This is a genomic window from Pseudomonas sp. SWRI99, from assembly GCF_014270125.1.
GTDB lineage: Bacteria > Pseudomonadota > Gammaproteobacteria > Pseudomonadales > Pseudomonadaceae > Aquipseudomonas > Aquipseudomonas hamedanensis.
The window spans coordinates 1-26108 of sequence record NZ_JABWQR010000021.1 but is presented as its reverse complement, the minus strand read 5'-3'; the positions used below and the strand labels follow the sequence as shown (position 1 = coordinate 26108).

Annotated in this window: 29 protein-coding genes, 1 tRNA gene and 2 pseudogenes; 26 read left to right on the top strand and 6 right to left on the bottom strand. The window is 59.0% G+C overall.

Annotated elements, in window-relative coordinates:
• Positions 1–142: 142 nt before the first annotated feature.
• On the bottom strand, positions 143–1360 hold the full coding sequence (locus tag HU743_RS17760; RefSeq protein ID WP_186551157.1) for an MFS transporter: 1218 nt from the start codon (positions 1358–1360) through the stop codon (positions 143–145).
• Between the two features lie 330 nt (positions 1361–1690).
• Between HU743_RS17760 and HU743_RS17755 the strand changes: the two genes are divergently transcribed.
• The 19 genes and pseudogenes from HU743_RS17755 (at position 1691) to HU743_RS17660 (ending at position 14858) form a co-directional block, all read left to right on the top strand.
• Positions 1691–3748, top strand: coding sequence for a methyl-accepting chemotaxis protein (locus HU743_RS17755; protein WP_186650208.1), 2058 nt, complete (start codon positions 1691–1693; stop codon positions 3746–3748).
• A gap of 115 nt (positions 3749–3863) precedes the next feature.
• Positions 3864–3940: transfer RNA gene (locus HU743_RS17750), tRNA-Met, on the top strand.
• A 170-nt stretch (positions 3941–4110) separates the two neighbouring features.
• A pseudogene (locus HU743_RS17745) lies at positions 4111–5351 on the top strand (tyrosine-type recombinase/integrase).
• Positions 5352–5529: 178 nt separating this feature from the next.
• A complete protein-coding gene (locus HU743_RS17740) occupies positions 5530–6072 on the top strand; it encodes a hypothetical protein (RefSeq protein ID WP_186650206.1) in 543 nt (180 codons plus the stop codon).
• Positions 6073–6176: 104 nt separating this feature from the next.
• The gene (locus HU743_RS17735; protein ID WP_101161876.1) at positions 6177–6446 is read left to right on the top strand and encodes an AlpA family phage regulatory protein; all 270 of its coding nucleotides are present in this window, start codon (positions 6177–6179) and stop codon (positions 6444–6446) included.
• On the top strand, positions 6447–6815 hold the full coding sequence (locus HU743_RS17730) for a hypothetical protein (RefSeq protein ID WP_186650203.1): 369 nt from the start codon (positions 6447–6449) through the stop codon (positions 6813–6815). It abuts the gene before it with no gap.
• Positions 6816–7293: 478 nt separating this feature from the next.
• Positions 7294–7539 carry a hypothetical protein gene (locus HU743_RS17720; RefSeq protein ID WP_186650197.1) on the top strand — a complete coding sequence of 82 codons (246 nt, stop codon included), beginning with the start codon at positions 7294–7296 and terminating at the stop codon, positions 7537–7539.
• Entirely contained in the window at positions 7536–7853 is a 318-nt protein-coding gene (locus tag HU743_RS17715; protein WP_186650194.1) for a hypothetical protein, read from the top strand. Before HU743_RS17720 ends, HU743_RS17715 begins: the two co-directional genes overlap by 4 nt.
• Complete coding sequence (locus tag HU743_RS17710; protein ID WP_186650191.1) at positions 7850–8110, top strand: hypothetical protein; 261 nt, start codon at positions 7850–7852, stop codon at positions 8108–8110. The genes HU743_RS17715 and HU743_RS17710 overlap by 4 nt, the downstream gene beginning before the upstream one ends.
• Positions 8107–8322, top strand: coding sequence for a hypothetical protein (locus HU743_RS17705; RefSeq protein ID WP_186650188.1), 216 nt, complete (start codon positions 8107–8109; stop codon positions 8320–8322). Before HU743_RS17710 ends, HU743_RS17705 begins: the two co-directional genes overlap by 4 nt.
• Positions 8319–8816, top strand: coding sequence for a hypothetical protein (locus tag HU743_RS17700; protein WP_124304114.1), 498 nt, complete (start codon positions 8319–8321; stop codon positions 8814–8816). The genes HU743_RS17705 and HU743_RS17700 overlap by 4 nt, the downstream gene beginning before the upstream one ends.
• A gap of 4 nt (positions 8817–8820) precedes the next feature.
• Entirely contained in the window at positions 8821–9096 is a 276-nt protein-coding gene (locus HU743_RS17695; protein WP_124304115.1) for a hypothetical protein, read from the top strand.
• Positions 9089–9310, top strand: coding sequence for a hypothetical protein (locus HU743_RS17690; RefSeq protein WP_186650186.1), 222 nt, complete (start codon positions 9089–9091; stop codon positions 9308–9310). Before HU743_RS17695 ends, HU743_RS17690 begins: the two co-directional genes overlap by 8 nt.
• Positions 9311–9857: 547 nt before the next feature.
• Complete coding sequence (locus HU743_RS17685; protein ID WP_186650183.1) at positions 9858–10754, top strand: toprim domain-containing protein; 897 nt, start codon at positions 9858–9860, stop codon at positions 10752–10754.
• Positions 10741–12543: a DUF927 domain-containing protein gene (locus HU743_RS17680; RefSeq protein ID WP_186650181.1), complete on the top strand. Its 1803-nt coding sequence runs from the start codon at positions 10741–10743 to the stop codon at positions 12541–12543. Before HU743_RS17685 ends, HU743_RS17680 begins: the two co-directional genes overlap by 14 nt.
• A 336-nt stretch (positions 12544–12879) precedes the next feature.
• Positions 12880–13191, top strand: a complete 312-nt coding sequence (locus HU743_RS17675; RefSeq protein ID WP_186650178.1) for a hypothetical protein — start codon at positions 12880–12882, stop codon at positions 13189–13191.
• Positions 13188–13793 (top strand): hypothetical protein, encoded by a 606-nt coding sequence (locus tag HU743_RS17670; RefSeq protein WP_101161850.1) that lies wholly within the window; start codon positions 13188–13190, stop codon positions 13791–13793. Before HU743_RS17675 ends, HU743_RS17670 begins: the two co-directional genes overlap by 4 nt.
• Positions 13794–13904: 111 nt before the next feature.
• The gene (locus HU743_RS17665; protein WP_186650175.1) at positions 13905–14255 is read left to right on the top strand and encodes a hypothetical protein; all 351 of its coding nucleotides are present in this window, start codon (positions 13905–13907) and stop codon (positions 14253–14255) included.
• Between the two features lie 3 nt (positions 14256–14258).
• Positions 14259–14858, top strand: coding sequence for a tail assembly protein (locus HU743_RS17660; RefSeq protein ID WP_124304122.1), 600 nt, complete (start codon positions 14259–14261; stop codon positions 14856–14858).
• 631 nt (positions 14859–15489) lie between these two features.
• Here HU743_RS17660 and HU743_RS17655 read toward each other — a convergent pair.
• Positions 15490–15762 (bottom strand): hypothetical protein, encoded by a 273-nt coding sequence (locus HU743_RS17655; RefSeq protein WP_186650172.1) that lies wholly within the window; start codon positions 15760–15762, stop codon positions 15490–15492.
• Positions 15763–16937: 1175 nt separating this feature from the next.
• On the opposite strand from HU743_RS17655, the gene HU743_RS17650 reads away from it, so the two are divergent.
• The 4 genes from HU743_RS17650 (at position 16938) to HU743_RS17635 (ending at position 20623) form a co-directional block, all read left to right on the top strand.
• Positions 16938–17366, top strand: a complete 429-nt coding sequence (locus HU743_RS17650) for a hypothetical protein (RefSeq protein WP_186650169.1) — start codon at positions 16938–16940, stop codon at positions 17364–17366.
• A 789-nt stretch (positions 17367–18155) separates the two neighbouring features.
• Positions 18156–18356 (top strand): hypothetical protein, encoded by a 201-nt coding sequence (locus HU743_RS17645; protein WP_186650166.1) that lies wholly within the window; start codon positions 18156–18158, stop codon positions 18354–18356.
• A gap of 777 nt (positions 18357–19133) precedes the next feature.
• Positions 19134–20255 carry a hypothetical protein gene (locus HU743_RS17640; RefSeq protein WP_186650164.1) on the top strand — a complete coding sequence of 374 codons (1122 nt, stop codon included), beginning with the start codon at positions 19134–19136 and terminating at the stop codon, positions 20253–20255.
• Positions 20255–20623 (top strand): hypothetical protein, encoded by a 369-nt coding sequence (locus HU743_RS17635; protein ID WP_126366361.1) that lies wholly within the window; start codon positions 20255–20257, stop codon positions 20621–20623. The genes HU743_RS17640 and HU743_RS17635 overlap by 1 nt, the downstream gene beginning before the upstream one ends.
• A 466-nt stretch (positions 20624–21089) precedes the next feature.
• Here the strand turns inward: HU743_RS17635 and HU743_RS17630 are convergent, their stop codons facing one another.
• Together HU743_RS17630 and HU743_RS17625 are read right to left on the bottom strand one after the other, a co-directional pair.
• Positions 21090–21314 (bottom strand): SymE family type I addiction module toxin, encoded by a 225-nt coding sequence (locus HU743_RS17630; protein ID WP_186551154.1) that lies wholly within the window; start codon positions 21312–21314, stop codon positions 21090–21092.
• Positions 21315–21402: 88 nt separating this feature from the next.
• A complete protein-coding gene (locus HU743_RS17625) occupies positions 21403–21786 on the bottom strand; it encodes a helix-turn-helix transcriptional regulator (RefSeq protein WP_238351752.1) in 384 nt (127 codons plus the stop codon).
• A 336-nt stretch (positions 21787–22122) separates the two neighbouring features.
• On the opposite strand from HU743_RS17625, the gene ggt reads away from it, so the two are divergent.
• The 3 genes and pseudogenes from ggt to HU743_RS17610 all read left to right on the top strand — a co-directional run bounded on the left by ggt (position 22123) and on the right by HU743_RS17610 (position 24619).
• Positions 22123–23955 (top strand): gamma-glutamyltransferase, encoded by a 1833-nt coding sequence (gene ggt, locus HU743_RS17620; protein WP_186650161.1) that lies wholly within the window; start codon positions 22123–22125, stop codon positions 23953–23955.
• Between the two features lie 136 nt (positions 23956–24091).
• Positions 24092–24244: pseudogene (locus HU743_RS17615) on the top strand (type II toxin-antitoxin system HigB family toxin); the annotation flags it as partial.
• A 3-nt stretch (positions 24245–24247) separates the two neighbouring features.
• Entirely contained in the window at positions 24248–24619 is a 372-nt protein-coding gene (locus HU743_RS17610; protein WP_186650159.1) for a helix-turn-helix domain-containing protein, read from the top strand.
• A gap of 10 nt (positions 24620–24629) precedes the next feature.
• Here HU743_RS17610 and HU743_RS17605 read toward each other — a convergent pair whose 3' ends face one another.
• Both HU743_RS17605 and HU743_RS17600 read right to left on the bottom strand, forming a co-directional pair.
• Positions 24630–25262 carry a LysE family transporter gene (locus tag HU743_RS17605; protein WP_186650157.1) on the bottom strand — a complete coding sequence of 211 codons (633 nt, stop codon included), beginning with the start codon at positions 25260–25262 and terminating at the stop codon, positions 24630–24632.
• 73 nt (positions 25263–25335) lie between these two features.
• Positions 25336–25935 carry a flavin reductase family protein gene (locus HU743_RS17600; protein WP_186650155.1) on the bottom strand — a complete coding sequence of 200 codons (600 nt, stop codon included), beginning with the start codon at positions 25933–25935 and terminating at the stop codon, positions 25336–25338.
• Positions 25936–26108 lie beyond the last annotated feature (173 nt).

Sequence of the window (26108 nt, the reverse complement as noted above, 5' to 3'; positions counted from 1 at the left end):
TACGCGGCTTTTTTGTGCCTGCGATTTGACACTGTACCTGTGGGAGCGAGCTTGCTCGCGAAGGCGGTGTGTCAGCAAAACATTCGTCGACTGACACGACGCCTTCGCGAGCAAGCCCGCTCCCACAGGGGTTTGTGTCGGGTCAGGCCTTTTTGGTACGCGGCAGGAAAATCGCCAACACGCCAAACAATGGCAAAAACGAGCAGAGGAAATACACATACTCGATCCCGTGCACATCCGCCAGATGCCCGAGCAGCGCCGCACCAATCCCGCCAAAACCAAACATCAGTCCGAAGAAAATCCCGGCGATCATCCCGACATTCCCCGGCACCAGTTCCTGTGCGTACACCACGATCGCGGAGAACGCCGAGGCCAGGATGAAGCCGATCACCACGCTGAGAATACTGGTCCAGAACAGATCGACATGCGGCAGGATCAGCGTGAACGGCGCCACGCCGAGGATGGAAAACCAGATCACTGCCTTGCGCCCGATCTTGTCGCCAATCGGCCCGCCGAAAAACGTGCCCGCAGCCACCGCGCCCAGGAACAGGAACAGGTGCAGCTGCGAACTGGCCACCGACAGGTCGAACTTCTCGATCAGGTAGAAGGTGAAGTAACTGGTGAAACTGGCCATGTAGAAGTACTTGGAGAACACCAGCAAGCCCAGCACCACCAGCGCACTGGTCACCCTGCCCTTCGACAATCCGTGCGTCGCAGCCTGGCCGGCCTTGAGCTTGAACAGGTTGAGGTGATTGGCGTACCAGCGGCTGATGCGATACAGCACGAACAGCGCAAACACCGCGAACAGGCCAAACCACGCCACATTGCCTTGGCCGAACGGAATGATGATCGCCGCCGCCAGCAATGGGCCGAATGCGGAACCGGCATTACCGCCGACCTGAAACGTCGACTGCGCCAGGCCATAGCGCCCGCCCGATGCCAGCCGCGCGACCCGCGACGCTTCCGGGTGAAAGGTCGATGAGCCAATGCCAATCAGCGCCGCCGCCAGCAGAATCAGCGGGAAGCTGCCGACTACCGACATCATCAGAATACCGATCAAGGTACACACCGTGCCCGCCGGCAGCAGCCAGGGTTTCGGATGTCGATCGGTGTGATAACCGACCCACGGTTGTAACAGCGACGCGGTCAGTTGGAAGGTCAAGGTGATCAGGCCGACCTGGGTGAACGTCAAGCCATAGTTAGCCTTGAGCATCGGGTAGATCGACGGCAGCACCGACTGGATCAGGTCGTTGATCAAATGCGCCAGCGCCACCGCGCCGATGATGCGCATTACCAGTGGACTGCTTTGGGGAGCAGCGGTCGCCGAGGCAGCGGCGGTCTGAACGTTGCTGATAGCCATGGAAATTTCCGGACAGCAGAGAATTGCCCGCAGGCAGGTACGTCAATGTGCCATTTTTCGGTGCGTGAGCGCCATCCCCTTAGGCAGCTAACTAACTGGCTGGCCGCCGACAAAAAATGATAGCGCAACGCCATGGTCTGAATCTTGCCTTGCTTCTGCCCTTGAACACGATCGCCTTACAAAGGCGCTCGACAATGGGAAGTTTCGCTACAGAGCCGGCCTACAGAGCGGGCACAGGTGAACTTTCGAGGCCTTTTAGAGGGCACGGTCGTGGGCGAGAAGCTCGCGATGCACGCCAATGGTGCGTGGTGTCCAGAGGAGTCATGAGGCATGCAGGCTTTCCTTTCACCGGGGATCAAATTGCTGGGGCGGTTTGGCTTCGCGCGTAAATTCCAGATGTTGTTTCTGCTGTTCATTCTGCCGTTGGCCGGCAGCCTGTTGATGATCGGCCAGGACTATAAAGAGAAGCTCAACCTGATTTCTGGCGAGCGCGCCGGGGTGCGTCAATTGCTGGCGCTGGATGCGCTGGACAACCTGCTCGCCGCTCAACGTGACCGCGCCGCCCGCTGGCGCGCCACGGAAACCAATCGCCAGCCGACACCGGCCACTCTCGCCGCCATGGCCGCGTTCGACGGCGTGCAACCGGCGGTGCTGCAAGCCACCACCGACCTGGGTAACGCGCTGAACCAGGAAGGCGCCGAGGGCGAAACCCTCGCGCGCTTTCAAGCGCTGCAATCGGCGCTCAAGAGTCTGGATTCGAAAAGCCTCAGCGGTGTTGGCTGGTGGCCGGACGGTTACGACCGTTTCACCAATGCCCTGGGCGCACTGCAAGCCTTGCGCGAGCAGATTGTCATGGACAATCGCCTGACGCTGGCGCCGTGGCTGGAAACCTACCTGCTGACGCAGATTTCCACGCAACACGCGCCGGACCTGATCGAGCGGGTCGGTCGCCTCGCGGCCGTCGGTCAGGCCTCGGTCGTCTCCGGCCAGTTCACCTTGCAGAGCCGCTTGCAACTGCGTGACCTGCGCAGCCGCATCGGCGACGCCCGCGAGCAACTGGTGAAAACGGCAGGGCTGCTCGAAGCGCGTCTGCCAGCCGATCTGCAAGCCTGGGCCAGCCAATACCACGACAGCCTCAAACACCTCGACAGCAGCCTGAAGGTACTCGACGACGGCGTGTTCGGCGGCAGCATTAACCTGAAACCGGAAGACTTCGAACGTAGCCTCGATGCGTTGCTCACTGATCTGGCATCCCTGCGCCAGCAATCGCTGGTAGCGCTGGATCAGCGGCTTGATGCCTATCACGGCACGGCGATCCGCCAGTTCATCCTTGTTGCCATGATCTTCGGCTGTTTGCTGCTGGCCGCGCTGTACCTGTTCGTCTGCCTGCAGGCATCAATCCGCCGCAGCGCCAGCGGCATCACCCTGCTCGCCGAAGCCTTGCGCGACGGCAACCTGAGCCTGCAAGTGCCGGTGGTGGGTCGCGATGAACTGGCGGCGATCAGCACAGCACTCAACGTTGCCGTGGTGCAACTGCGCAGCAGCATGCTCGGCGTCGACCACGAGACCTCGCAACTGAGCAACGCGGTGCGCAGCCTCAACCAACACTCCAGCGGCGCCCTCGGCGAAGTCGAGGCGCAGCAGTTGCAGATCAGCCAGATCGCCGCTGCCGCCACGCAATTGGCCGCCACCTCGCAAGGCGTGGCGCAAAGCTGCGAGCAGGCGTCCGGCAGCGCCCAGCACACCCGCCGCATCGCCGCCGACAGCAGCCGCGACAGCCAGCGCACCACGGCAAGCATTCAGCAGCTCAATCAACGCCTGAACGACACCGCCGCCGCGCTCGGCCGGGTCAGCGAGCAAGGCCAGCAGATTCAACTGGTGGTCGACACCATTCGCGGCGTCGCCGAGCAGACCAACCTGCTCGCACTCAACGCCGCCATCGAAGCGGCGCGCGCTGGTGAACAGGGTCGTGGCTTTGCTGTGGTCGCCGACGAGGTACGCAGCCTCTCGCAACGCACGCAATCGTCCACCGCGCAAATCGCCGGCACCGTCGACAGCCTGCGCGCTACCGTCAACGAAGCGGTGAGCCTGATGGAAGCCGCTTGCGGCCAGGCCCAGTCGGACGCCGAAGCGGTCACTGGTCTCGGCGAACGCCTTGGGGAAATCGCCAGCGCCGTACAAAGTGTCACCGACACCCTGGCGCAGATCGCCACGGCCGTTGAAGAGCAGGCGAGTACGGCTGATGAGGTCAGCGGCAATATCCAGCAGGTCGATCAAGCGGCGGTGCGTTTGCTCGAAGGCGCGCGCGCCGTGAACCTCGCGGCGGACACCTTGAGCCAGGGCAGCCAGGCCCTGAGCGCCAATACCGCCAGATTCCAGCTGCGCTGACGCCCTCCCCGGCCCCGATTTTCGGGGCCCGAGGATAAGCGGTTGAAAACAGGAAGAAATATTTTTGATTTACGCTTGACGCTTTATCATTTCAGGGGAATAATGCGCGCCACTTGGCTACATAGCTCAGTTGGTTAGAGCATAGCATTCATAATGCTGGGGTCCGGGGTTCAAGTCCCTGTGTAGCCACCAAGTACCTGTTTACAGATGTCTCCATGAGTCTCTAAGCAACCTCAAGAAGCCCGCCTAGTGCGGGCTTTCTTGTTTCTGGCTATCTCTCCCTGTATCCCTCTATACCTTCCCTCTGTGTATCCCCCTGTGTATCCTCGACAAATAATTGAACCGAGGGGATACAAGCCCAAATGAAGCGCTCCGAGATAAAACGCCGCCCCCTTTCTGATACCGCATTGGCCGGCCTTGAGCCTGACGCCAAGGAGTATCGCGAGCTCGACGGGAGCGGCCTTTATTTTCGCGTGAAACCTGACGGGCAAAAGTCTTGGCAGCTCCGGTACAAGAAGCCAGACGGCAAATGGTCATGGCTCGGGCTCGGCGGTTACCCAGAGGTGAGCGGATCGGCCGCCAGGCAGAAAGCTGCTGAACTGCGCACCGATGCCGCCGACGGCAAAAACCCCATCGTCACGAAACAGGCTCGCAAAAAGGCAGATCGGGATATCGCCGGCGAGACGTTCGAGCCATTGGCGCGGGAGTGGTACGCGTCACGCCTGACCAATTGGGATGCCGGAACAGCGAAGCGGATCATCGGCGCCCTGGAGCGTCATGTCTTCCCTGTGTTCGGCAAGCGCCAGTTCGTGGATATCACCCCACTCGAATGGATGGAGTTTCTGCGCGGCATGGAGCAGAAAGGAATCCTTGAGCAAATGAGCCGGGTTCGCTCCTACTGCCGTGACGTTTACGACTTGGCCAGGGTGACTGGTCGCGCGACGCACAATCCGCTGGAAGGCTGCAGAAGTATCTTCAGTCAGGCAAAGCCGAGAACTACGCGCACGTAACGCAAGACGAGTTGCCCGGCCTGATCCGCGCGATTGCCGCATATCCACATGCCCACGATGTCCGCCTCGGCCTGCGCTTGCTGAGCCTTTTTGCCGTGCGCCCCAGCGAGCTGCGCGAGGCGGAGTGGTCAGAGTTCGACCTTGATAAAAAGATCTGGACTGTCCCGGTGAATCGGAAGGGGCGGAAAAAGGGAATGGAGCATCTGGTCCCCCTCTCCACTCAGGCGATCGAGGCGCTGGAAGAGTTGCGCAAGTACACCGGTGGCAATCCCCTGCTTTTCCCCGGCCGCAGCGACCGCACGAAGCCCCGCAGCGACACGGTGTTCCTGATGGCACTGCGGCGAATGGGTTACGAGGGGCGCCAGACCGGGCACGGGTTCCGACACATCGCGTCGACTGTCCTCAATGAAAACGGGTTCGACGAGAACCACATCGAGGCCCAGCTATCCCACAAGAAGCCCGGCGTCGCTGGCGTATACAACAAAGCGAAGTACCTGCCGCAGCGCACTGTGATGATGCAATGGTATGCGAACTACCTCGACGGTCTCGCGGGCGGTGTTGTGGTTCAGGGACACTTCGGTAAACGCGCATGACACGGCGCTTTCATCTGATAGATAGACAGATATAGACTGTCCGCCATTACTGTTTGAATAGCCAGTATCTGGAGAGCATAGAGTTTTGGCTGATCTAGTCCGACGGGACGAAAAGCGGGATTCCCAACCGCCTGGTCAGCCAATCTAGCCAATTGGGGCTCCTGGGAGGGAGCGGCAGATGAAGCGTGAATACTACAACCACCAGCTCGGCCTTTTTCTTGCGGGCATGGTCGCCGGCATGATCCTGCTGTGCGTGTTTTTGGCTCTGAAACAGTACGGCTATGACACGCTGGGGTGGATAGTCATGGGCAGCACAAGCGGCATGTTGTGCGCAGCGTGGGGTATGTCGTACGTCCTCCGCCAATTCCACGCAATCGACGAGATGGAGGCAGCCGAATCAAGCGACGCGGTAGCGACTGCGCAGCCGGACAGCCCACTGCCGGGAGATAAGCCGCTGCTGATACCCATCACCCATGACAGCAATGGTCCAACCGATACTGGGGCGCTCACATTCCCATATACGACAAGAGCTCTGTCAGCCGCCCAACAGGCCACGATCAAATTCTGGATTGAGTACGATCCAGAGCGTCCGCCCTTGCAGAAAAGCATCCAGAGCTTCATTTCGGAGCGAGGCATCCCAGTGCGCCAGGCCGCGGAATTGGCGAGTGCGATCAAGCCTGACAATGTGTCAGACCGCTCTGACATCGCTGCCGGTAAGTGACAGATTGGTATGACGTGACGGCACGCCGGCATGTCATACATTTTCGACAATAGCCCTGCCGACGCAATGTGTTTCCTGTCTAAATCAGTATCGGGAAACGCAAAATGCACACCATTCATACGCCGCACCAGCCTTCCGCTGTCTCTGCACAGAACTTTGACCCGGCGATCACCCTGATTCGCATGCCGGACCTTGAGGCTATCACCGGCCTCGCTCGCCCCACCGTGTACAAACGCCTCAAAGACGATCCGACCTTTCCGCGCCCGGTGCCCCTGAGCAACAGCAAGTCGCGCGGCTCGCCGGTGGGCTTCGTGCTAGCCGAGGTCCAGGCATGGGTGCGCCAGCGCATCGCTCTGCGTGGAGAGGCCGCATAAATGACTGACCAAAAAAAAGGCCAACCCAAAAAGGCCGGCCCGGAAAAATCTCAAGCCGATATTACCACCAGCACCGGGAAAGCACCGACAAAGATCAGTCGCGTCCTGGGCCACTTCCTCAAAGACCTGAGCCTCAATCGCTTCGAGGCAGAGCGTTTGGGCGACCACTGCCTTCACTCGACCATCAGCAGTCTGTCCAACGGTTACGGGCTGAACTTCAACCGCCTGATGGAGCGTGTGCCGAATCATTGGGGTCTGCCTTGCCTGGTGACCCGCTACAGCCTACCGGCTTCCGAACACAAGCGCGGGCGCAACGTTCTGGCCATGCTTGAGAAGACGGGCTCATCCCGCCAAAAGGTGGCGGCATGATTGCTCCCCTCATGATCAGCGATGAACGGTCGATAAGTCTTCTTGCCAGCAGTCGCGCCCGTCGGTATGGTTCGCCCCAAGTCATGGCAAAATCCATGGCCGGGTGTAGGAACCCATCAGAAAACTTGGCGCACAGGCGCCCCCATTCCGATTGCTGGCGTCTTTTTTTACGCCCGCAGTTAAGTGTTATGGCGGCCGTGTGTGGGCAGGCTTCGGCCTGGCCGGGTTCCAAGTTTCCCGGTATTCCTACCCCACGCACGGCTGCCACCCAATCCCGTAGGAAGGACCGTGGCAGTTCCGATATCGAACTTGGAGCGCCACCTATGTCCGCCCTCATTCCGTCCAAAATCCGCGCACTTGCTCACCGCCGCATGGCCTTGAGCGCCCTCCGCGCAAACTCGTCCGTCTCCGTTCGTCTCGCCCGTTACAACGCCCACATGGCCATCGTTCGCACACTGGAATCTGTCGGGGGTGCCGCATGACTGCCGTCGCCCGTTCCGCGCATCAAGTTGCCAGTGACGCCTTTGAGCACCTGAGGGGCTGTCAGGAAATTCTGCAGCAGCTTGAAGCGCTGTTGATCGCCCTCAAAGAATCCTCCCCAGAACACTCCAACCAGTCACGCCTCGCCTCACTGGGTGCGTTCGTCGCTATGGACCACGCAAACTCGGTGGATTGTTTCATCGAGGACTATGAGCACCTGCTTGTTGAAGGAGGTGCTCAATGAGCCGCGAACTTTGCGTCCTCGGGGGCGCCTCCCCAATTGAAGGGGAAATCCTGAGCGAAGCAATGATCGATGCTCGTGATATGTGCTCTATGAATTTCGCCCGCGAAGAGCACAAAAAGCTGGAGAAAATCCTGCTGACGTTCGTGATTCCAGCGATGGGTGGTTACGACAATGAGCTGGCGTGTGACATTGCCCGCCATATTGAGCAGATCCGCACGTTCAGCGGGAATTTCTGCTGGCGCCATCGCCACCTGGGCGCCTCGCACGGCGTGGTAGGCAAGCGCGCCGAAATGGGTGAAGGGGGTGCGCAATGACGATCAAATCCAAAGCCGGCACCTGCAAACAGGTGGCCCAAGAGGCACTTTTCCAGCTCGATTGCTGCCGCGAGTTCAGCGACTGGATGCTGGCCCTGATGACCGCCATTCGTGACGACCAAAAACACTCCGATGGGAAGAACGTTCCCGGTCTGTCGAACCTCGGCGTGTACCTGGCAGAAACGCACCTCGGGGATGTGGAGCAGTCGTTCGAGCTGCTGAGTGACAACCTGTCGAACCTCGGAGGTGAGGTATGACTGGCACGCTCAAGACCAACGCAGGCGTGGTCGAAGATCTGCGAGATGCGCAGGACATTCTGGTGCTTCTGGCGATGTCGCTGGCGCTGATCGCCTCGCCCTCGACTCACATCGCTGTGGCCCGTGTGACGGCCATGTTCGCACAGCACACAGCCATGGCTTGGGCCGATCTCCTCGGTGATGTCATCGCCGAACAGGAGGCGTCCCAATGATTCAGCCAATGATGTTCAAACGCCGCAGAACCCTCCCGGCTCACCGCCTCCCCTACGTCGGCAACACCGTCTATACCGACCCGATGGGGCGCATCGGGTACTGGGACGTTCCCTTGATCGGTGGTTATAGCGGTGGCTGGGCAACCGGCGGCGCGCTGGCGCTGATCGCCTTGAAACACATGAGCAATTACGCCCAGCGAGTTGATGGCGACCACCTCAAATACATCGCCGCTTCGTGGATCGACCGCGCCAGCCAGGCGTCCCCCGAGGAGCTGGAAACGCTCAAGGCGCAAGTCATGGGGTTCATGGCAGAGATCGGCAAGTTCACCGAGGCGTCGGCTGTTGGCTCGCGATTGCGGCTTTCCCAGGTCGACGACAAGGCCGCGCTCAAAAAGGCGAATGAAGGGCTTGGATTTATGGCGGCAGAACGGGCACGCCGGACGCAGACGAACGACGCGCACTCGGCGCGAAACGCTGATTCGATAAAGGGTTAAGACCATGAAACTTCAAAACGGCGCTTCTGCGTCGACGGGATCGGCTTGCCTGAAGAAAGCCAACGAACTGTTTTATGTGACCCATCCGAAGGCGCCCAAAGCGCTGCTGGGTCCGTTCCTGACCGAAGCCGACGCCGAGTGCGGGCGTGTAGTTATGCGTAGCGCCGACGCCCAGGTCACTGCGTGTCTGGTCGATTCCATCGACGACTTCACCCACTGGCACGCACTGAACAACGGCAGGATCTGCCGCGCCTTCGCAGGGAGCGCCAGCCATGGGTGACGTAATTCAGTTCGACCCGCACGCCACTACCGGGCGCGAGAGCGAGCCGGCCCACATGGATGACTACGGCCGGTCGCTGTTGCTGTGCGCTTTTAGCGATCTGGTGACGCTGCGCGACAGCGCCGCCGACGACCACAGCCGCAAGGAGACGGATGCGGTCGTTAAGCAGATCGGCGTGGTGCTGGCGCGTTATGAACCGGAGGGCGCGGCATGAAATCGTCCTCCTTTGAAAAGCTCAAGCTACATCCGAATCCTGTCAACAGGGCGTCTGCGACCGTCGGTTTTTGTAGCGGCGAACACTTCGAGGTGAGATTCGACAGCGCCCGGCCCAAAAAGAGGATCACGCTTGACCATCCACCATCGTGTCCTCAGCGACCGATGCGCGCTACCGATTACACCGGACTCCGGCGTGGACGCATGACTGCTTACGCCTGGCATCGAGCGAGCAATTCCGGCAATGGCACTTGGTGGGTATGTCGTTGTGATTGCGGGCTCTACGAATATCGACGCCCTGGTACATGGATGTCGAGGCCGCTACCCAGCGACATGTGCGAGGTATGCCTCCGCGCCAACGAAATGATGAGGGGGCCGAACGCCAAACAGAACGCACTGGAGCGGCTGGCCGCGTGGATTACAAAAATGCGAGCGATGGGTTTATCCGACTTGGAGATAACCCAACTGCGAGCTCCAGGGATGAACGTAGATACCGCTGGCAAAACTCTAGAAGAAGTGCGCGCCGAAATTGCCAAGGGGGTAGCCCTTTGAACAATCCGAAGACAAGCGATCTTATTCACCTATTCCGCGAAACGCTCCAGAGCGCGTATGGAGCGCTTAACTGGCTGCCCGAACCCGATAGCGAGATTCACAGGTTTCATGTTCCAGGCGACAAGGTCGGGAGCCAAAACGGTTGGTATGTGCTGTATCTGGACAACATCGCATCCGGGGCTTTCGGAAGCTGGAAGGACGGCACCACCAGCACCTGGTGTAGCCGCGAGCCGGTGGACGCCCGCGAAGCCGCGCAGATCCGCGAGCGAATCGAACTGGCTAGGCGCCAGCGTGAAGCGGAACAGCGCCAGCGCCATGAGCGGGCGGCGGCAAGAGCGAATCATTGGTGGCGCAACGCGCGGCGCGCATCACCCGACCATCCGTATCTGGCGGCGAAGGGTGTTCGCTCCTACGGCTTGCGCCAGCGCGGGGCTGACTTGCTCGTTCCGCTGTACCTCGACGGTCGACTGGTCAACCTACAACGCATCGCACCGGACGGCGGCAAGCGCTTTCTCTTCGGCGGGCGGATCAAGGGCACCTATTCCCCGCTGGGCATCATCCAGCCCGGCGCGGTGCTTTGTATCTGCGAAGGGTGGGCGACCGGCGCCAGCCTCCATCAGCACGGCGGATACGCGGTGGCCGCAGCCATGAACGCGGGCAACTTGATGCCGGCCGCAATGGGTCTCCGCTCCCGCTACCCAGCCCAGCCAATTGTCGTTGCTGGCGACGATGATCGGCTCACCGATGGCAACCCAGGACGCGCCGCTGCAAACGCCGCAGCCGCGGCCGTGGGTGGTGAGGTCGCTTTCCCCGACTGGCCAGACAACGCCCCCGAATCCCTGACTGACTTCAACGACCTTGCAAACTGGAAACTCGCCAATGGCCAAGCCTGACGCCAACGTGATCACCCTTCGGCTGGAAGCCGCCACCATTGCGCCAGCGCGGCCCTGCTGGGCGGTATACGAGCACTGGGTAACCAACGAGAACGGCCGCAAGCTGCGCCCCGGGGTGTACTGGCACAGCTTCAAGCGCACCGCCGCCGATCAGGACGACGCGGAGAGCGACGCCGCGGACCGCCCCATCACCGACGAATGGATCTCCAGCCCTGTCACGGTTGTGGCGCGCACGACCAATAGCGACGACGGCAGCGAAGGGCGTCTGCTCCGCCTGGTCACGGAGGGCGGCATCAAGGAATGGATCATCGCCATGGAGGTGTTCGGCGGGAGCGGCGAGGACGCTCGCCGGGCACTCTTCGGCATGGGCGTAATCATCGCGCTCAAGAAGCGCGGCACGTTCATGGAGTACCTGCTCGATCAGCACCCCGCCGAGGTGTTCGCCACCACGGGCCGGCCAGGCTGGCATGAATCAGGCGCGTTCGTGCTACCCGGGCGAACGATCGGCACCGCCAACGTGCGATATCAGGCGAGCAACAGAGCTCAGGTTTTGTTCAGTCAGCGCGGCGAGCTGGCGCGGTGGCAGGCTGAAGTGGCAGCCAAGTGCGTGGGCAATCCCGTGCTGACGTTGGCGATCGGCTGCTCGCTGGCCGGGCCTCTCCTGAGTCTGGTCGGCGTGCTGGGCGGGGGTGTTCACTTGGTCGGTGACAGCTCGAGCGGCAAGTCGCTGGCTCAACTGATCGGCTCCTCCGTGTGGGGTGACCCGGGCGTGTTCGCCGCCAGTTGGGATATGACCAAGGGCGGGCTTGAGATCGAGGCGTCCAGTCGTAACGACACCATCCTGCCGCTGGACGAGATCAAGCGCGCCGACCCCAAGCGGGTACAGGAAATGGCCTACTCCCTCGCCAATGGTCAGGGCAAAGGCACCATGACCCGAGAGCGTGAAGGCCGGGCGAAACTGAGCTGGCGCCTCCTCACGCTCTCCAGCGGCGAGCGGTCGCTGTCCGAGCACGCAGCCATATCCGGTAACGCTGCCCATGCTGGCGCCGAGCTGCGCATGGTCGACGTGAACGCCGGTACCCGCACCCACCGCGCCTTCGATGAATTGCACGGCCTTGAGGGCGCGGACTTCCACCGGCAGTTGACCGTCGCGGTTGGCGCGCACCACGGACATCTCGGCCCGGCATTCGTCGAGCATCTGGTGGCGGCCGATGACAAGCCTGGACTGCTCAGTGACTTTGACGGCATCCGCGCGCAGTTCGTCGAGGACAATGCCCAGGCCGGCCGGGTGGCTGACCGGTTCGCCGTGATCGCGCTGGCGGGCGAGATGGCCATCGCCTACGGACTGCTCCCGTGGGAGCCAGGTACCGCCCTCGCCGACTGCCGCCTGCTCTACGGCGAATGGCTTTCCCGTGTCGGCGGAGGGAACGCCGAAGACCGCCAGATCCTGGCCGGCATCATCGATTTTATCGACAAGCACGGCAGCAGCCGATTCTCCGACGTGGACGCCCCAGAGGCGGACGCCAAGGTTTTCAACCGCGCAGGGTACTGGGAGGTGGTCGCCAACAAGCGACTGTTCCTGTTCAACAAGTCCGCGCTCATCGAAGCCGCCCACGGGTTCGGCCTCACCCGCGTCATCAAGGCGCTGGAGGTTGGCGGAGCCCTGGCCAAGCGCGACACCGATCGGGATAGCCGAAAGACCAAAAAGTACCGTATCCCCGCCGGCGGATCTGCTCGGCTGTACGTCATCGACCCGGAAGCCCTGGACGGCGAAGGCGGTGCCGTATGACCTCCACCAATACCAGAGACGAATGCCCGACTTCACAGGAACCTACAAACGTGGGGAACAGGGGGAACGGGGGAACAGCCAGCAAAGACGCGGCCTGTAGCCGTTCCCCCTTATTTGGTGTTTGGGGAACAGGGGGAACACAAACATGTTTTTGAATATAAGCGAACGGCGCTTTCCTGACGTTTGGTTATCACTGTTCCCCACAAAAAAACGTGGGGTACAAAATCCCCCTCTGAAAGCCCCGGAATCATTGGGTGTTCCCACTGTTCCCCCGTTCCCCCGTTTTTTTTTCACAGACACATTTGGGCAATGGTGCAAGTCGGGCGAGGTGAAGCCGTGAGCCTCCTCTCCAGTCTGCTCGATCACATGCCGCCGATCATCGCGAGTACCACCACGGAGAATCCGCGACGCCATGCGCCTCGTCCGTCGCTGGCGCTGATCACCCACGCAGAACGTCGCCCCCAGTTCGCGACTGAGCCTCACGCAAGCGCCGCCACGGCAACGCCCGAGTGGCGGCGGGCGCGCGACGCATACCTCAACCACATCATGGCCTGCCGATCGTGCTACGCGCCCACCAATCGCTATTGCGGCGTTGGTGCCGAGTTGCGCGCTGATTACGACCGCACGCCCATGGAGACAAAACCATGAAGGCCAATATCGTCATTGCCCTGCTGGAAATCGCGCAGAAGCCAGGCGCCAGCAAGAGCACAAGCTTGATCACCACCCGCCGGCTCTGTCGCATCCTCGGCCAGAGAGCAGACGACATCCGAACCGAGCGCCGAGCCATACGGCGGGAGGCCAGCAAGCTGCGCCACTACCTGCCCTTCACCGCCAACAAGATCTACGAGATTCAGCAGAAGTCTTCGGACCATCGGAGCGCTGAATGGGATGACGTGCGCAAGGTGCTGGGCGCGTTCGGCCGGTCGCTGATGCTGGACACCGAAGGCTTGATGGATGGCTTGGGCTTCGACCGGGTGTGCGATCTGCTGGCGGTGAACGCCGTGGAGCGGGAGGCGGCGAGGAAGGACGGCGTGAACGGTTTGGCGGAATTGGTGTTCGCCCATTCCCTGGAGGACAGCGCCGCACGCCGAGGACAGGAATGGAACGACGCGCCGTTGTTCAACGCCTGTCAGATCGCGACTGCCAACTTCATCAGGGACTGCCCAGAGCATTTGCGGCCAGACCCTTTCGCGCCTGGCGCACCGTTTGGCCCAAAGCTTCCGCCCACCCTGAGCATCGTCGGCAAGTAGAAACCCAATTACGCGACACGTTTTGCGAATCACGAAAAGGTGTCGCGACACGGAGCAACACAACCGGGCATCCGCCCATCAATGGCGCCACGGCGTCGAAGGAGGCAATACATGTCACACCACATACGCTTCGCGGAAGCGTGCAAGGACACAGATTTCACCACTGACCCCGGCACGATCGGCGGGTACATCGTCTGGACGGTAGAGCACGTGCGTGACGGCCAGCGGGTGGAGATTGAGGGGCCTTTCTACACCGAGGAGGAGGCCAGGATCTCCGCCGAACTGATGCGCATCGAATACCGGGGAGCCCGGGCGTACAAATCGACTCACTGCTCGGCCTGGAATCCAGACGTGAAGCGCGAGATCGCAATTCGAAACGACGCAATGGCCGCACGCATGATCCTCGCCGGCCAGCTCGGCATGGAAATCCCCAAACACAGCGCCCAAGGCGCCCAGGAGTAACAAATGGCGATGGCAACAAATTTTGGCAATAAGACCCTGATCCTGCTCGGCGGTAGCGCTGGGAAACTTTTTGGCCGGGAACACCTGTACGAGCTCTCCACAGGTGACGTTCGCGAAGCGGTGAAGGCCGTCGACGTGAATCACCCTGGCTTTGTGAAGTACCTGGCCAATGCCAAGAGTAAAGGCTTGGAGTTCGCCGTTTTCCGTAATCGGAGGAACATTGGCGAGCGCGACTTGAAGCTGGGAGGGGCACAGGAGATTCGAATTGTTCCTGTAATAGCCGGCAGTAAGCGCGCCGGCGTTCTGCAGACAGTGATCGGAGTTGCGCTTATCGTCATAGCGTCATTCATGACTGCTGGCGCTGCGGCGACCGCGGTCATGGGTGCGGGGATTGGCACGGCCGCCGGCGGCGTTATCCAGATGCTCAGTCCGCAGGCTGCCGGGCTCAAGCAAAGCGCCGGCCCTGAAAACTCCCCGTCCTACGCCTTCGGCAGCGCCAAGAACACCACAGCCAGCGGCAACCCGGTACCGATCTGCATCGGCCACAGACGGTGGGGCGGGATGATTATCTCGGCCTCGATCTACGCCGAAGATAAGGCGTAACTCGGTTATTGGGCTTTTATTGAGCGCATGGTAGCTTCACGGCTTTATCAGTTACGGATAACGCCACCATGCGCTTTTCAATAGCAGTCGTACTCGCAGCCTCGACTCTCGTTTTGGCAGGTTGCTACTCTCCAGGCGCCCTCGTTCAAAAAGGACCAGTGTTTTCAGCCTCCTCCAGCAAGACGCCTAAGAATTATGCGCTTTGTGTCTTCCCGCAGTGGCAGGAGCATCGACCAGACGCCACCATGTCCGAAACGGAAATTGGCTATCGGCTGGTCAGCGGCAACGACATGAACACGAATGAGATTCTGAGCATCAGTAAAACCGCGTCTGGCAGCTCTGTGAGATTTTACCAGCGCGCATACCTCGACTTCGGATCAGGCAAAGAGAGCGCGCTGAGATCGACAAAAGAGTGCCTTTGACAATGTGTCAGAGATAGGAGGCAGAGCGCGCTACCCAGCAGCCCATATGTTCCGCTCCGCCGGGTGGTAACCAAGCGTGGTAACCACCTTTGGTAACCAATCCAAAATCCTCACACAGACGTGGCCAACCTTGACAATTGTTAACAGAGTTGAGGGCTTGAGCGCGTGGCGATGTCAACATCGTCAACGGTGACGCACTCCTCACGATGTCAGGTTTTGTCAGGTTCATCCGCGCGCGCAAACGCTGCCAGACGTGACAAGTCTTCGATATTTTGCACAGCGATACCCAAGGCAACTTTCGCCTCCGCCAGGATACTGTCGACCTCATCTTGGGTAACGATTTCGCAATGAACAAACGCTCCCAGGGTCCTGACCAGCTGATCGAAGTGAAACTGCGGATTCGCCGAACCAGCAAGGATGATTTGGATTTCCGCGTGGGCGTAACTCAGAACTTTATCGTGAAGCCGATCACCGGAAGTCATAAGCCGCGCTCTCCATGGCACTACACCATGGACGCCAAACGGTTCGATTGCACGGTTTATTGGTGAGTTTCCAGGTCAGGATGGGGCTGTGATTGGCTGCTGGTGTAGCGCGAACAACGCGCATTTGGTGGCCAGCCTAATAGTTGGCCCGTACGCGCTCGATGAGTTGAATCGAGTCTCTGCAATACATCAGCCACTTGCAGCATCCGGACGAGGTAAAGGCCTCGCTGCGCCTCGAGCTGTCTCAGCACAACACGAACTTCCAGGCGGAGAGATATTGCCTCCGCCCTCAGACTCCTGGCCTGCTGAGCCTCCGCGAGGTTGCGGGCGGCGATCAAATTCTTAGTCATTTTTCCATTCGTCCAAAACCCGGGCCATCGATTTCACGTCACAGATGTTCACAGAAGACCGAGCCAGCAAAAATCGAACTCATGCGAATTGACGAATGGTTTTTGGTATCCACGCTGGTATCCACGATCTGTTAGCAAAAGTTAGTACGCGCAGCATCGATCTCAGGCCAGCACCGAGCCACGCATCCAGCCAGTGACCATTCGCGGTGAACATCAGTAGCGACCACTCCCACCGGTCACCGACGCATTCAACGCTGATTGTGAAAACCAACCCCATGAATGAGGCTTCGCGCACGTCTTCACGCATGATCCTCACGCACCCTAGAGCCCGCGAAACATGATCCAAAACTGGATCATCTTTGATGGCAGGGAGCATTACTCGGATATCCCCTGTGGGAGCGAGATTCCCAACACTGGTACGCAGCCAGGTACGCACGATCGGTACGCACCTGGCACTGGAAGCAGCCAGCAAGTTCGCACCGGTGGTTCGCACGATAAGTTCGCACCTGGTTCGCAACCATCATTGCGCGCGAACCGTCGTCCCCATGCCGACCTTTCGCGACAAAGTCGTAAAACCTCGGGTGGGCGCCCCCGCGTCACTGTTATCAAAAGTTATGGTTGGCGCTTGGAGGTTTCCACTTAGGTTTCCACCATGGGCAGTGGTTTTCACTGGAAACCATCACAGTGTCGGCATATTTCAAAAAATAGCTGACGCTGGACATTCTCCCCCATTGGGGGCACACCTTCACACATGCCTGATCCGGGTTTAAGTTACATCCGCAGCCAATGCCGGCTGGGGACTTATTCACCCAAAGGAAGGACGAAATGTTCGCAAAACGACGCGCAGTGGACAGCCACCCGCTTGATCCCTGGGTCAAATGGCTGGCGAATCGGACGTTCATCTACTTGTTGGCGTTGGCATCGCTGGTTGCTGGTGTAAGCCTTTCCATATGGAAGGGAGACTGGACAATGCTCAATAGATTCGGCGCTGTTATTGCCGTAGCCGGACTTCTTTTCACCATGGCGCCAGTGTTTGCAAACGGCTTCTACCGGTCGCAGTCAGGCGCAGGGCGGTACGGAGATCTGCAGGGGGATGACCTCGTAACGACTACCCCATCTGAGCGGCGTGCCGGGAGCAACGTGGCAGCGGGCATAGCGGTCTCCATTGTTGGGGCGCTCATCAATGCTTTCGGAGACTTGGGCGGGTCATGGCTCTACTCGTTTTGGCCGCTTTGCAAAGCCACCGCACTTTGACCACGCTTTGACGGAATGTGAGACAGGTGTGAGACGGAATCCAAGGCCGGTGGGCGTCTGGGGCTTGTTCCGCCTTGGCCACGTCAAAGTGGGGAGGTTGACCGTCTCACAACCCTGACAGACCCCTGATAGATTCTGGACAGTTCTGGACGGATTGACCCGGCGTATTTTGGTAGGCGGTGGACGGAGGCCGCGGCCATCAAGGCCGGGCCGGCTCGGAAGGCTGGCGGCGATGGTCAGGGCGTCCAGAACGGATGGGACTGTCACAGCGCAGGCCACGCCGAAATCCTTGACCATCCTTGACGGAGCCTTGACCGAACTTCAGACAGGTCTTGACGGTTTCCCCAGGGGCGGACCACCACCGGGCACGGCAAACCCGCGCATAGCATGGCCTGCGGCACTTCGTGCGGCCCCGTAGGCACTCGTCTCGTCAAGAATTCAAAACCACGGCCGTCAAGGGTGAACGGTAGATGGACAGGCCAACGCGCCCACGGGCCGGCCGCGCCACCAAATACTAGACAGACATTAGACGGATTGCGGCCAGCAGGATGCCGACCAGTTGCCGGGAGAGCTTGTAGTGCGCGGGTTGTGGCGGTGACGGCGTGCCGACGCGCTCCGGTCTCGTCTAGTATCTTCCGGGCGCCTTGGCTCCTGACAGCAGGCCGGAGCAGGCGACAGGAAACTACCTGGATTTTGGGTAGTTTCGATTGCGCACTGATAACATCTGCAGATCATCGCTGGCGCCGATCCGGTCCAGCGCCAGCATCCCGCGAGCCAGAGGACAGCGCCGTGTCTGTGATCGATTGCGATTACCTGCCAACTGAGAAAGTGAAGATTCCCGCCGAGCTGGCGCTGCTGATCATCAGAAAGGCCCGCGCCATGGCGGCTACCTTCGAGGAGCAGGCGCTCGACCAACTGACCAAGGACGCACGACGAGCGCTCAGGCAAGGCGCAGACCCGCGGAAGGTCATCAGGGAAATGCGGCTGTGAGAGGCGCCGGTGAATTATCAGCACCTGCCCTACCGAAATGGGATGGCAGGTAGCCGCGGCCACTCCCCTGTCCCGGGGTAGCGCTTCGTGGCGTCGGTTCGAAGCGTGGTTACCGTTCGTCGGGTACAGATGAGTAGCGTCAATGGTGAATTCAGGACGACGGCGAGCAGGCCAAAAACAGCCCAGCAGACGGCGCCGTGTATCCCCTGGTGTATCCCTTGAATATCACAAATTACGAATATCCAATAAATACAGTAGGTTAGGCGTCCAGTTCAATTGCCTGTGTAGCCACCAAGTACTAAAAACGGCTTACCGAAAGGTAGGCCGTTTTTTTATGCCTTGAGAAAAATCTTTCCCGAGCTTACTCCTACAGCTCAGATCGGCCGCTTCACGTCAGCAGACCGAATTGACGCATTTCTCAAGAAGAAAATTATAGGAAAAATATCCGATCAGCGTACGAAACGGATATTTCGTAAATTACACCACCTGCGACGCTGTGCTTTGATTCCCCATATGACCGACAATCCACCATGGTTCGATTCAACGCCGTCAAAGGAAGAATCGGATGCCTTTGCACGAATACATTCTTAACGATGGCAGCTTTCTAGGGAGCTGCGACTGTGATGCTTGGTTAAGGCTATGCTGGGATGGAACAAGGCGGAGCGTGCGCCTTTCGTCATCAAACGGCGCCCACTTGCGACATTTCTCCCCACCAGAAATGGGCAGGGAATTGCAGAAATTCATGCGACAACAGAAATCAAGGGATAGGGATCGCTCATGAAAAAACCATTGATTGAACCGCGGTTTGTCGGCGCTCGATTTGATGGGCACACTATCCCGCTTGAGCTTCTTAAGGACATATCTGTTCTGGAGGAATTCGTAATAGCGGTTGCCAAGTGGATATTCGTGCAAAACAACGTTCGCATTAGGGCGCCAAAAGGATTTACAGACCCGCTTTCCATTGGTCTCTCTGAAGTCAAGGACGGTAGCGCGATACCTGGCATTACTATTGATTACATTGACGACTCAGCCGGCCTATTTCCCGCAGCAAATGAGGATTACTTTTTCCGCGCTGTTCAAGCCATCGGGGGAGCGATCAATGCCGCCGAGCATAACGAACCTATCACTGATCACCTTCCTGCAAATCTGCTTGGCTATTTTGACAGATTTGGAAGGGGGCTTAGGGAGGGAGAGGTTCTGGAGTTTTTCCCGGGAAAAGATCGCCCTGCACGGCTCACAAAGCTAACTCGCCGACGTCTGTTACTCGCATCGCAGAACGAGGTACTCACGGACGAAATAACAGTTCGCGGCCTCGTGTCTGAGCTTGATCAAAGCAAGATGAGTTTCGAACTGCAGCTGCCAGGCGGCAGAAAAATTGCCGCCAAGGTTGACGCTATTCACTTGGATACCATCCTTGAGGCGATGAGCGGCTACCGAACCGGGCTCAAGGTTTCAGTCTCGGGCGTTGGTCGATTTGACCGCTATGAACGGCTACACTCATTTGATGTTATTGAGGACGCCGCCATTATCGATACCAACGATCCACTGGCTAGAATCGACGAGCTGAGACTTCTTAAAGTCGGTTGGCTGGATGGTCGCGGGCTCGTTCCAGCGTCGTCCGACTTTGACTGGCTTGAGAGCTTTTTCGTCGACACCTATCCACCTACGCTGCCTAGCCCTTATATCTACCCTACAGAAGAGGGTGGGGTTCAGCTTGAATGGCGAACCGGAAATCAGGACGTCAGCTTAGAAATTGATCTCGCCAGCCTATCTGGCGACCTTCATTGCCTCAACACCGAGACAATGCAAGAGATATCCAAAGTGCTTTCCTTGGACGATCCTACCCACAAACAGGCGCTCGTCGATTTAATTTCCAAAGCCGCAAAGGGAGAGATTTGATGAAGGAGAGTACGCATCTGCTGCGACAAATTAATCCAAGCTTCATTCAGGATGGAAAGATCACATCGCAAGCTTTTAGTCCCACGCCGAAAGATGATAAGAAACTTTCTTGCTACGATGGTGACCAAATCGACCCACCGAATGCTCACGATCATTTCGTTCAGTCACTGGGCCTTAGGTCTGTCGGGGTGGTAGCTGTCACGGTTGCCGAGTGTGGAGCGCTGGAGCTTCCAGCTTTCCCCGATCCTGAGCCGTTCAAAGAGCACGCCATTATTGACTTTGATGGGAACGAGAAAAACGATATCAAACGAAAATCAAAAATCCTTCGGACCATCGCAGAAGAAAGAGATTGGCTCTATAAGCCGTAAGACAAGCCCGGCCCAGCGCCGGGTTTTCTGTATATGCTCCTCGCGTCTAACTTTCAATACTTACTTCGTCTGATCTCACATACGCAAATCTGGAATTCAAGATAATGCCACGTCACTATTCGGGTGTATTCTTGGTGTAACGGGCCTATACCGCTAGTAATTTCCAGATAAATCAAAACACTTTTTGAAATAGCCATCTTTAAAAAGAGAGCTTTTCCCCATGGCCTAGCGCTGCTCGACATAATTCCTTAGGATTTGGCCTGTTTAATACTTCGGGAGATATGGAGCACCTGCACCGGGTTGTCTTTGAAGAGCTGATCCTCGCACGATCAAACTATGGACTCAGATAACCATAAAAAGGTAACCGGCGAAATGCTCAGCTAAAACGCCACTATCCTTAAGGGATAGCAGCGTTTCTCTTAATGCGCCAGTGTTGCCTATTTACCTAAGCCCCCCATCTACTGCTCTACTCCGCCGTAATCACCAGACACCCCTTCATCACGCGCACTTTGACGTTCTCGTTTACCTCGAATCCCGCTTGCCGCAACCACAACCCGCGCAGCCTGATCCAAGGCACAGGCTTGCCGGGGCCGTAGGGTGTGTCCTTTGTGTGGGCCGGGTAAAAATCAGCGGCGATTTTCAACCGGCGTACAGTGATGGGGGTTGATGACGTATGATTGGTTTTAGCCATGATTAGCTCCTGTTTAGCTGCTTGTGGTTAGCGGAGCCAGGGTGTTCGCGCACCTTGGTTCCGCGTTCTTTGGGTTATTTCAAGCCTTTCATTCTTCGTTACTTGTTTTGGTCCCCGCCTGTGCGATCAGGGCGTCGAGCATCTGCGCAATAACCTTCTGTTGAACCTTCGAAAGCTCATTGATGGACTGCAGCCGTCGATACCACGTCGAGGTCAAGCTGCGTCTGGGCGTCTCCGTGTACGAGGGAACCCCGAGCAGGTCTTCAACAGGCACGCGCAGCGCAAATGCCACCTTCACCAGTGTCGTGACCGGCATGCTGCGCGTGCCCTCCTCGTAACCCTGAAAGGTCTGCCGGGAAAGACCTAAAGCCCTTGCAAACCGCGTCTGTGTTATCTCGTGCACTGTGCGTAAATGTGCAATGCGACTGCCCAACGCCACCAGAAAATCACGATCCTCATTGGAAATGCTCATGACAGTGGCCGACTGAAAATAAAATCGAATGGCAACGGACTCATCCTCTTCAGCTGATATCCATCCTGGAAAAAACCACAGAAAACATCCTCAGGCAGCGGCGCGTAGGTTGTCGACCTGAAAGTTCTGTAGGAGAAATGCACGAAAGGTACTCCAGCCGGGGCGAAGAACTACAACCACAGACGCCATTGCCGACTGAATCCATCGCAACCAACCGGTTTTAGAACGTACCGTCGAGGACGATTTGACCAAGCATCAAATCCCCACCCGGTTTGCACCCCGCCCGCCCGCTCGATAAAGTCCCCAAGACTTTTACCCCACGGACGGAGAGCCCGCGTGTTTCCAGCCCAGCCCTTGAAGCGCTTTCGCCTGCCAGCCCTGACACTGCTTGTCAGCGCTCTGACCCTCACCGCATGCAACGCCCCGCCCTCTTCTTCCTTGCCGCTGGCACCGGAAGCCGCTTCCGGTTACCGCGCTGATCTGCAAACCCGCCACGCCAGCAAACACATGGCTGCCGCTGCCAATCCACTCGCGGCCGAAGCCGGGCGACAGATTTTGCGTCAGGGTGGTTCGGCGATTGATGCGGCGATTGCGATGCAGGCGGTGTTGACGCTGGTTGAGCCGCAGTCGTCCGGGATCGGTGGCGGCGCGATGATTGTGTTGTGGGATGGCAAACAGGTGCGCACTTATGACGGCCGCGAAACGGCGCCGGCCGGGGCGACCGAAAAGCTGTTCTTGAATGCTGACGGAAAACCGATGGCTTTTACGCAAGCGCAGATCGGCGGGCGCTCGGTCGGTACGCCTGGGGTGTTGCGCGCGCTGGAGCTGGCGCATCGGCAACACGGTCGCTTGCCGTGGGCGAAGCTGTTTGAGCCGGCGATCAAACTGGCCGAGCAAGGCTTTGCGATTTCCCCGCGCCTGCATTCGCTGCTGGTTGCCGATCCGCTCATCCGCCAGTCACTAGACATGGCAGCGTACTTCCTCAATGAGGATGGCAGCGTCAAAGCCGTCGGCACACGCCTGCAGAACCCGAAGTTGGCCGCCGTGTTCAAACGTATCGCCAGCGAAGGCGCGGATGCGCTGTACAAAGGTCCAATCGCCGAAGAGATCGTCGCCAAGGTTCAGCGCCACGCCAACCCCGGCAGCCTGTCGCTGAACGATTTACAGCGTTATCAGGCCAAGGAGCGAGCGCCGCTGTGCACCGATTACAAGCGCTGGCAGATCTGTGGCATGCCGCCACCGTCGTCGGGCGGGATCGCCGTGGCACAGATTCTCGGCACGTTGCAGGCGCTGGAAACCCGCGACCCGAGTTTGTCCCTGACCCCGCTCAAACCAGTCAAAACCAATAAGCCGGCCGGCTTCGAACCGAATCCGCAAGCCGTGCATCTGATCGCCGAGGCCGAACGCCTGGCCTACGCCGACCGCGCGCAATACGTGGCCGACACCGACTTCGTCCCGGTGCCGGTCAAAGGTCTGGTTGATCCGGCCTATCTGGCCAGCCGCGCCAGCCTGATCGGCGAGCGCAGCATGGGCAGCGCCAAACCGGGCACACCGCCAGGCGTGCAAGTGGCCTACGCGCCGGACCGCTCGCCGTTGCGCATCTCAACCTCCCAAGTGGTGGCGGTCGATGACCTCGGCGGCGCCGTGTCGATGACCACCACCATCGAAGCCGCGTTCGGCTCGCACCTGATGGTTCAGGGTTTTCTGCTGAACAACCAGATGACCGACTTCTCGTTCATCCCCGAAGAGAACGGCCGGAAAGTCGCCAACCGCGTCGAGCCGGGCAAACGCCCACGCTCGTCCATGGCGCCAACATTGATCTTCGATCGCAACACTGGTGACTTCCTCGCCACGGTCGGCTCGCCCGGCGGCTCGCAGATCATCGAATACGTGGCGAAAACCACCATAGGCCTGCTCGACTGGAACCTCGACGCGCAAAACGCGATCAACCTGCCCAACTTCGGCAGCCGCAACGGCCCGACCGAACTGGAACAGGGACAATTCAGCCCGGGGCTGATTCAGGCATTGAAGGACAAGGGCCACACAATCAGCGAAATCGACATGACCAGCGGCACGCAGGCAATCGTGCGGGTCAAGGATGCGCAGGGCAAAGCGACGTTGACGGGGGGTGCCGATCCCCGGCGTGAGGGAGAAGCGCTGGGGGATTAGTATTACGAAGTGGACAGAAAAGGCTTACCGGGAGGTAGGCTTTTTTTGTCGGCGATAGGCTCTGTTCATATGCACCTCGTCGCCTTTTCCTACCCCGAAAATTAGCTGGGGCAGATAAAGTAAGGGACCTTTCAGGAAATAAAGCCGAAGAGTTGTGTTCAACATCAAAGGCAACGACTTTCGCCTGATCGTAGCTGTGGCCTATCGCTACGGCGCGATTTACATAAAATTCGTCGGCACTCACAAGCAGTACGATGCAATCGACGCTGACACCGTCGAAATGGAGTAACCCATGAACATACGCCCGATTCATAACGAGGAAGACTACCGAGCGGCGCTTAAAAATATATCTGCGCTCTTCGACAACGAGCCAGAACCGGGGACCCCTGAAGGTGACTACTTCGACATCATGATCACGCTCATTGAGGCCTACGAAGCCAAGAACTTTCCGCTGGATCTGCCGAATCCGATCGATGCCATCAAATTTCGAATGGAACAATCAGGCCTGTCTGCTGCTGATCTCGCTCCGGCTATCGGTCGAACAAACAGAGTCTATGAGGTTTTGAACGGCAAACGAGCACTGACCTTGCCGATGATCTGGAAGCTTCATGAGTTATTCGGGATTCCTGCCGAAAGCCTGATCAAACCAATGAAACACGGTTGAGGCTAGAGACTCAGCGATTCGCCACCAAATGCACCCCAAATAACAAATAGCACCCACCCGCCAACCGATCCAGCCACTGGCGTGACCGCTCGTAAACACCGGCAACCCGGCGGCTGGCGAAGAACAGCGCGACGCTGCAATACCAACTGAACGACAGCGTCGCCATGGTCAGCACGGCCAGCGCCAGCAGGAGTGGCGGTACGTGAGCCGGCATGGCCGTAGCGAAGATGGTGGCGACGAACAACGCCGATTTCGGGTTGGTCATGTTACCGAGGAAACCGCGAGCGTAGACGCCCAGATAGGTCTGGCGGGCGGCAGCCAGCGCACCGGGGACAATCGGGGGCTTGCGCTTGAATTGCTTCAGGCCCAGATAAATCAGATAGCAGCCACCGGCAATCTTGAAGCCCAGATAAAGGGCCGGCGCGGCGCTGAACAAAGTCTTGATCCCAAGGCCGCCAGCCAGCCCCCACAGCACCGTGCCGCTGGCCACACCCAGCGCAGCCACGACACCGTGCCGTCGCGACTGGCTGGCCGCCAGTTGCGCGATGTTGAAGAAATTCGGTCCGGGCGTGACTACGGCCAGCGTCCACAACAGCGCCAGCGACAGCAACGGGGCGAGATAACCGGCAACAGATAAGTCCATGTGCGTTGCGCCTGATAGATGGAATTTGGCCTCTACCTTGCTACATCCGCTGAAGGTTTTCCATCAACGCCATTTAAATCGTCAGCGTCTTGCCGTCCACCCCATCGCCAATCGTCAGGAAATGCCCGCCCGCAACATGGTGCAGCGTGCGCAAGCCATCATGTCCTTCGAAATGCCAGCGGCCGTCGCTGAACACGCGCTCATCGGCTTGCGCGGCGATGACTTCGGCGAGGAACAGGTCGTATTGTTCGTGGTTGCGCGGCTCCGGTAGCAGGCGACATTCGAGCCAGGCGACGCAGCCCTCCAGCAGCGGCGCTTCAACCTGTTCGCCAGCGAAGGTCTGTAGGCCGCACGCCTGAAATTTGTCCTGACCCTGGGTCCGGGTGATGTCCAGGCCGGAGGTGTTGCCCACAGTTTGCACGATATCGGCCTGATTGACGCAAGGCACGTTCAGCACAAAAGTGCCGGAGGCTTCGAGCAACTGGCGGGTCCAAGTGGATTTATCGAGGACGACGGCAACCTTCGGCGGCTCGAAATCCAGCGGCATGGCCCAGGCGGCGGCCATGATGTTGCGCTGGCCGTCATGGGCGGCGCTGACCAGTACGGTCGGTCCGTGGTTGAGCAGGCGATAGGCTTTGTTCAGGGACACCGGACGGCGGTGAGAGTCGCTCATGGGATCTGCTCCGGGAGAAAAGGAGCCGATTGTAGCGCTGCCACTGAAGAAACAAAGAACCTGCAGGAGTGAGCAGATGCGGCGCTGCCCCTCGGTGATCGTTCCCACGCTCTGCGTGGGAATGCCGCCCGGGACGCTCCGCGTTCCTTCGTCGGCGTGACGCAGAGCGTCAC

Excerpts from the sequence above, each read along its gene's own strand:
- HU743_RS17715 (WP_186650194.1), top strand. The coding sequence starts at position 7,536 with ATGAGCCGCGAACTTTGCGTCCTCGGGGGCGCCTCCCCAATTGAAGGG.
- HU743_RS17635 (WP_126366361.1), top strand. The coding sequence starts at position 20,255 with ATGAAGGAGAGTACGCATCTGCTGCGACAAATTAATCCAAGCTTCATT.
- HU743_RS17710 (WP_186650191.1), top strand. The coding sequence starts at position 7,850 with ATGACGATCAAATCCAAAGCCGGCACCTGCAAACAGGTGGCCCAAGAG.
- HU743_RS17730 (WP_186650203.1), top strand. The coding sequence starts at position 6,447 with ATGACTGACCAAAAAAAAGGCCAACCCAAAAAGGCCGGCCCGGAAAAA.
- HU743_RS17755 (WP_186650208.1), top strand. The coding sequence starts at position 1,691 with ATGCAGGCTTTCCTTTCACCGGGGATCAAATTGCTGGGGCGGTTTGGC.
- HU743_RS17625 (WP_238351752.1), bottom strand. The coding sequence starts at position 21,786 with ATGAGCATTTCCAATGAGGATCGTGATTTTCTGGTGGCGTTGGGCAGT.
- HU743_RS17700 (WP_124304114.1), top strand. The coding sequence starts at position 8,319 with ATGATTCAGCCAATGATGTTCAAACGCCGCAGAACCCTCCCGGCTCAC.
- HU743_RS17610 (WP_186650159.1), top strand. The coding sequence starts at position 24,248 with ATGAACATACGCCCGATTCATAACGAGGAAGACTACCGAGCGGCGCTT.
- HU743_RS17605 (WP_186650157.1), bottom strand. The coding sequence starts at position 25,262 with ATGGACTTATCTGTTGCCGGTTATCTCGCCCCGTTGCTGTCGCTGGCG.
- HU743_RS17740 (WP_186650206.1), top strand. The coding sequence starts at position 5,530 with ATGAAGCGTGAATACTACAACCACCAGCTCGGCCTTTTTCTTGCGGGC.
- HU743_RS17735 (WP_101161876.1), top strand. The coding sequence starts at position 6,177 with ATGCACACCATTCATACGCCGCACCAGCCTTCCGCTGTCTCTGCACAG.
- HU743_RS17690 (WP_186650186.1), top strand. The coding sequence starts at position 9,089 with ATGGGTGACGTAATTCAGTTCGACCCGCACGCCACTACCGGGCGCGAG.
- HU743_RS17655 (WP_186650172.1), bottom strand. The coding sequence starts at position 15,762 with ATGACTTCCGGTGATCGGCTTCACGATAAAGTTCTGAGTTACGCCCAC.
- HU743_RS17640 (WP_186650164.1), top strand. The coding sequence starts at position 19,134 with ATGAAAAAACCATTGATTGAACCGCGGTTTGTCGGCGCTCGATTTGAT.
- HU743_RS17630 (WP_186551154.1), bottom strand. The coding sequence starts at position 21,314 with ATGGCTAAAACCAATCATACGTCATCAACCCCCATCACTGTACGCCGG.
- HU743_RS17660 (WP_124304122.1), top strand. The coding sequence starts at position 14,259 with ATGGCGATGGCAACAAATTTTGGCAATAAGACCCTGATCCTGCTCGGC.
- HU743_RS17695 (WP_124304115.1), top strand. The coding sequence starts at position 8,821 with ATGAAACTTCAAAACGGCGCTTCTGCGTCGACGGGATCGGCTTGCCTG.
- HU743_RS17600 (WP_186650155.1), bottom strand. The coding sequence starts at position 25,935 with ATGAGCGACTCTCACCGCCGTCCGGTGTCCCTGAACAAAGCCTATCGC.
- HU743_RS17670 (WP_101161850.1), top strand. The coding sequence starts at position 13,188 with ATGAAGGCCAATATCGTCATTGCCCTGCTGGAAATCGCGCAGAAGCCA.
- HU743_RS17760 (WP_186551157.1), bottom strand. The coding sequence starts at position 1,360 with ATGGCTATCAGCAACGTTCAGACCGCCGCTGCCTCGGCGACCGCTGCT.
- HU743_RS17665 (WP_186650175.1), top strand. The coding sequence starts at position 13,905 with ATGTCACACCACATACGCTTCGCGGAAGCGTGCAAGGACACAGATTTC.
- HU743_RS17705 (WP_186650188.1), top strand. The coding sequence starts at position 8,107 with ATGACTGGCACGCTCAAGACCAACGCAGGCGTGGTCGAAGATCTGCGA.
- HU743_RS17720 (WP_186650197.1), top strand. The coding sequence starts at position 7,294 with ATGACTGCCGTCGCCCGTTCCGCGCATCAAGTTGCCAGTGACGCCTTT.
- HU743_RS17680 (WP_186650181.1), top strand. The coding sequence starts at position 10,741 with ATGGCCAAGCCTGACGCCAACGTGATCACCCTTCGGCTGGAAGCCGCC.
- HU743_RS17650 (WP_186650169.1), top strand. The coding sequence starts at position 16,938 with ATGTTCGCAAAACGACGCGCAGTGGACAGCCACCCGCTTGATCCCTGG.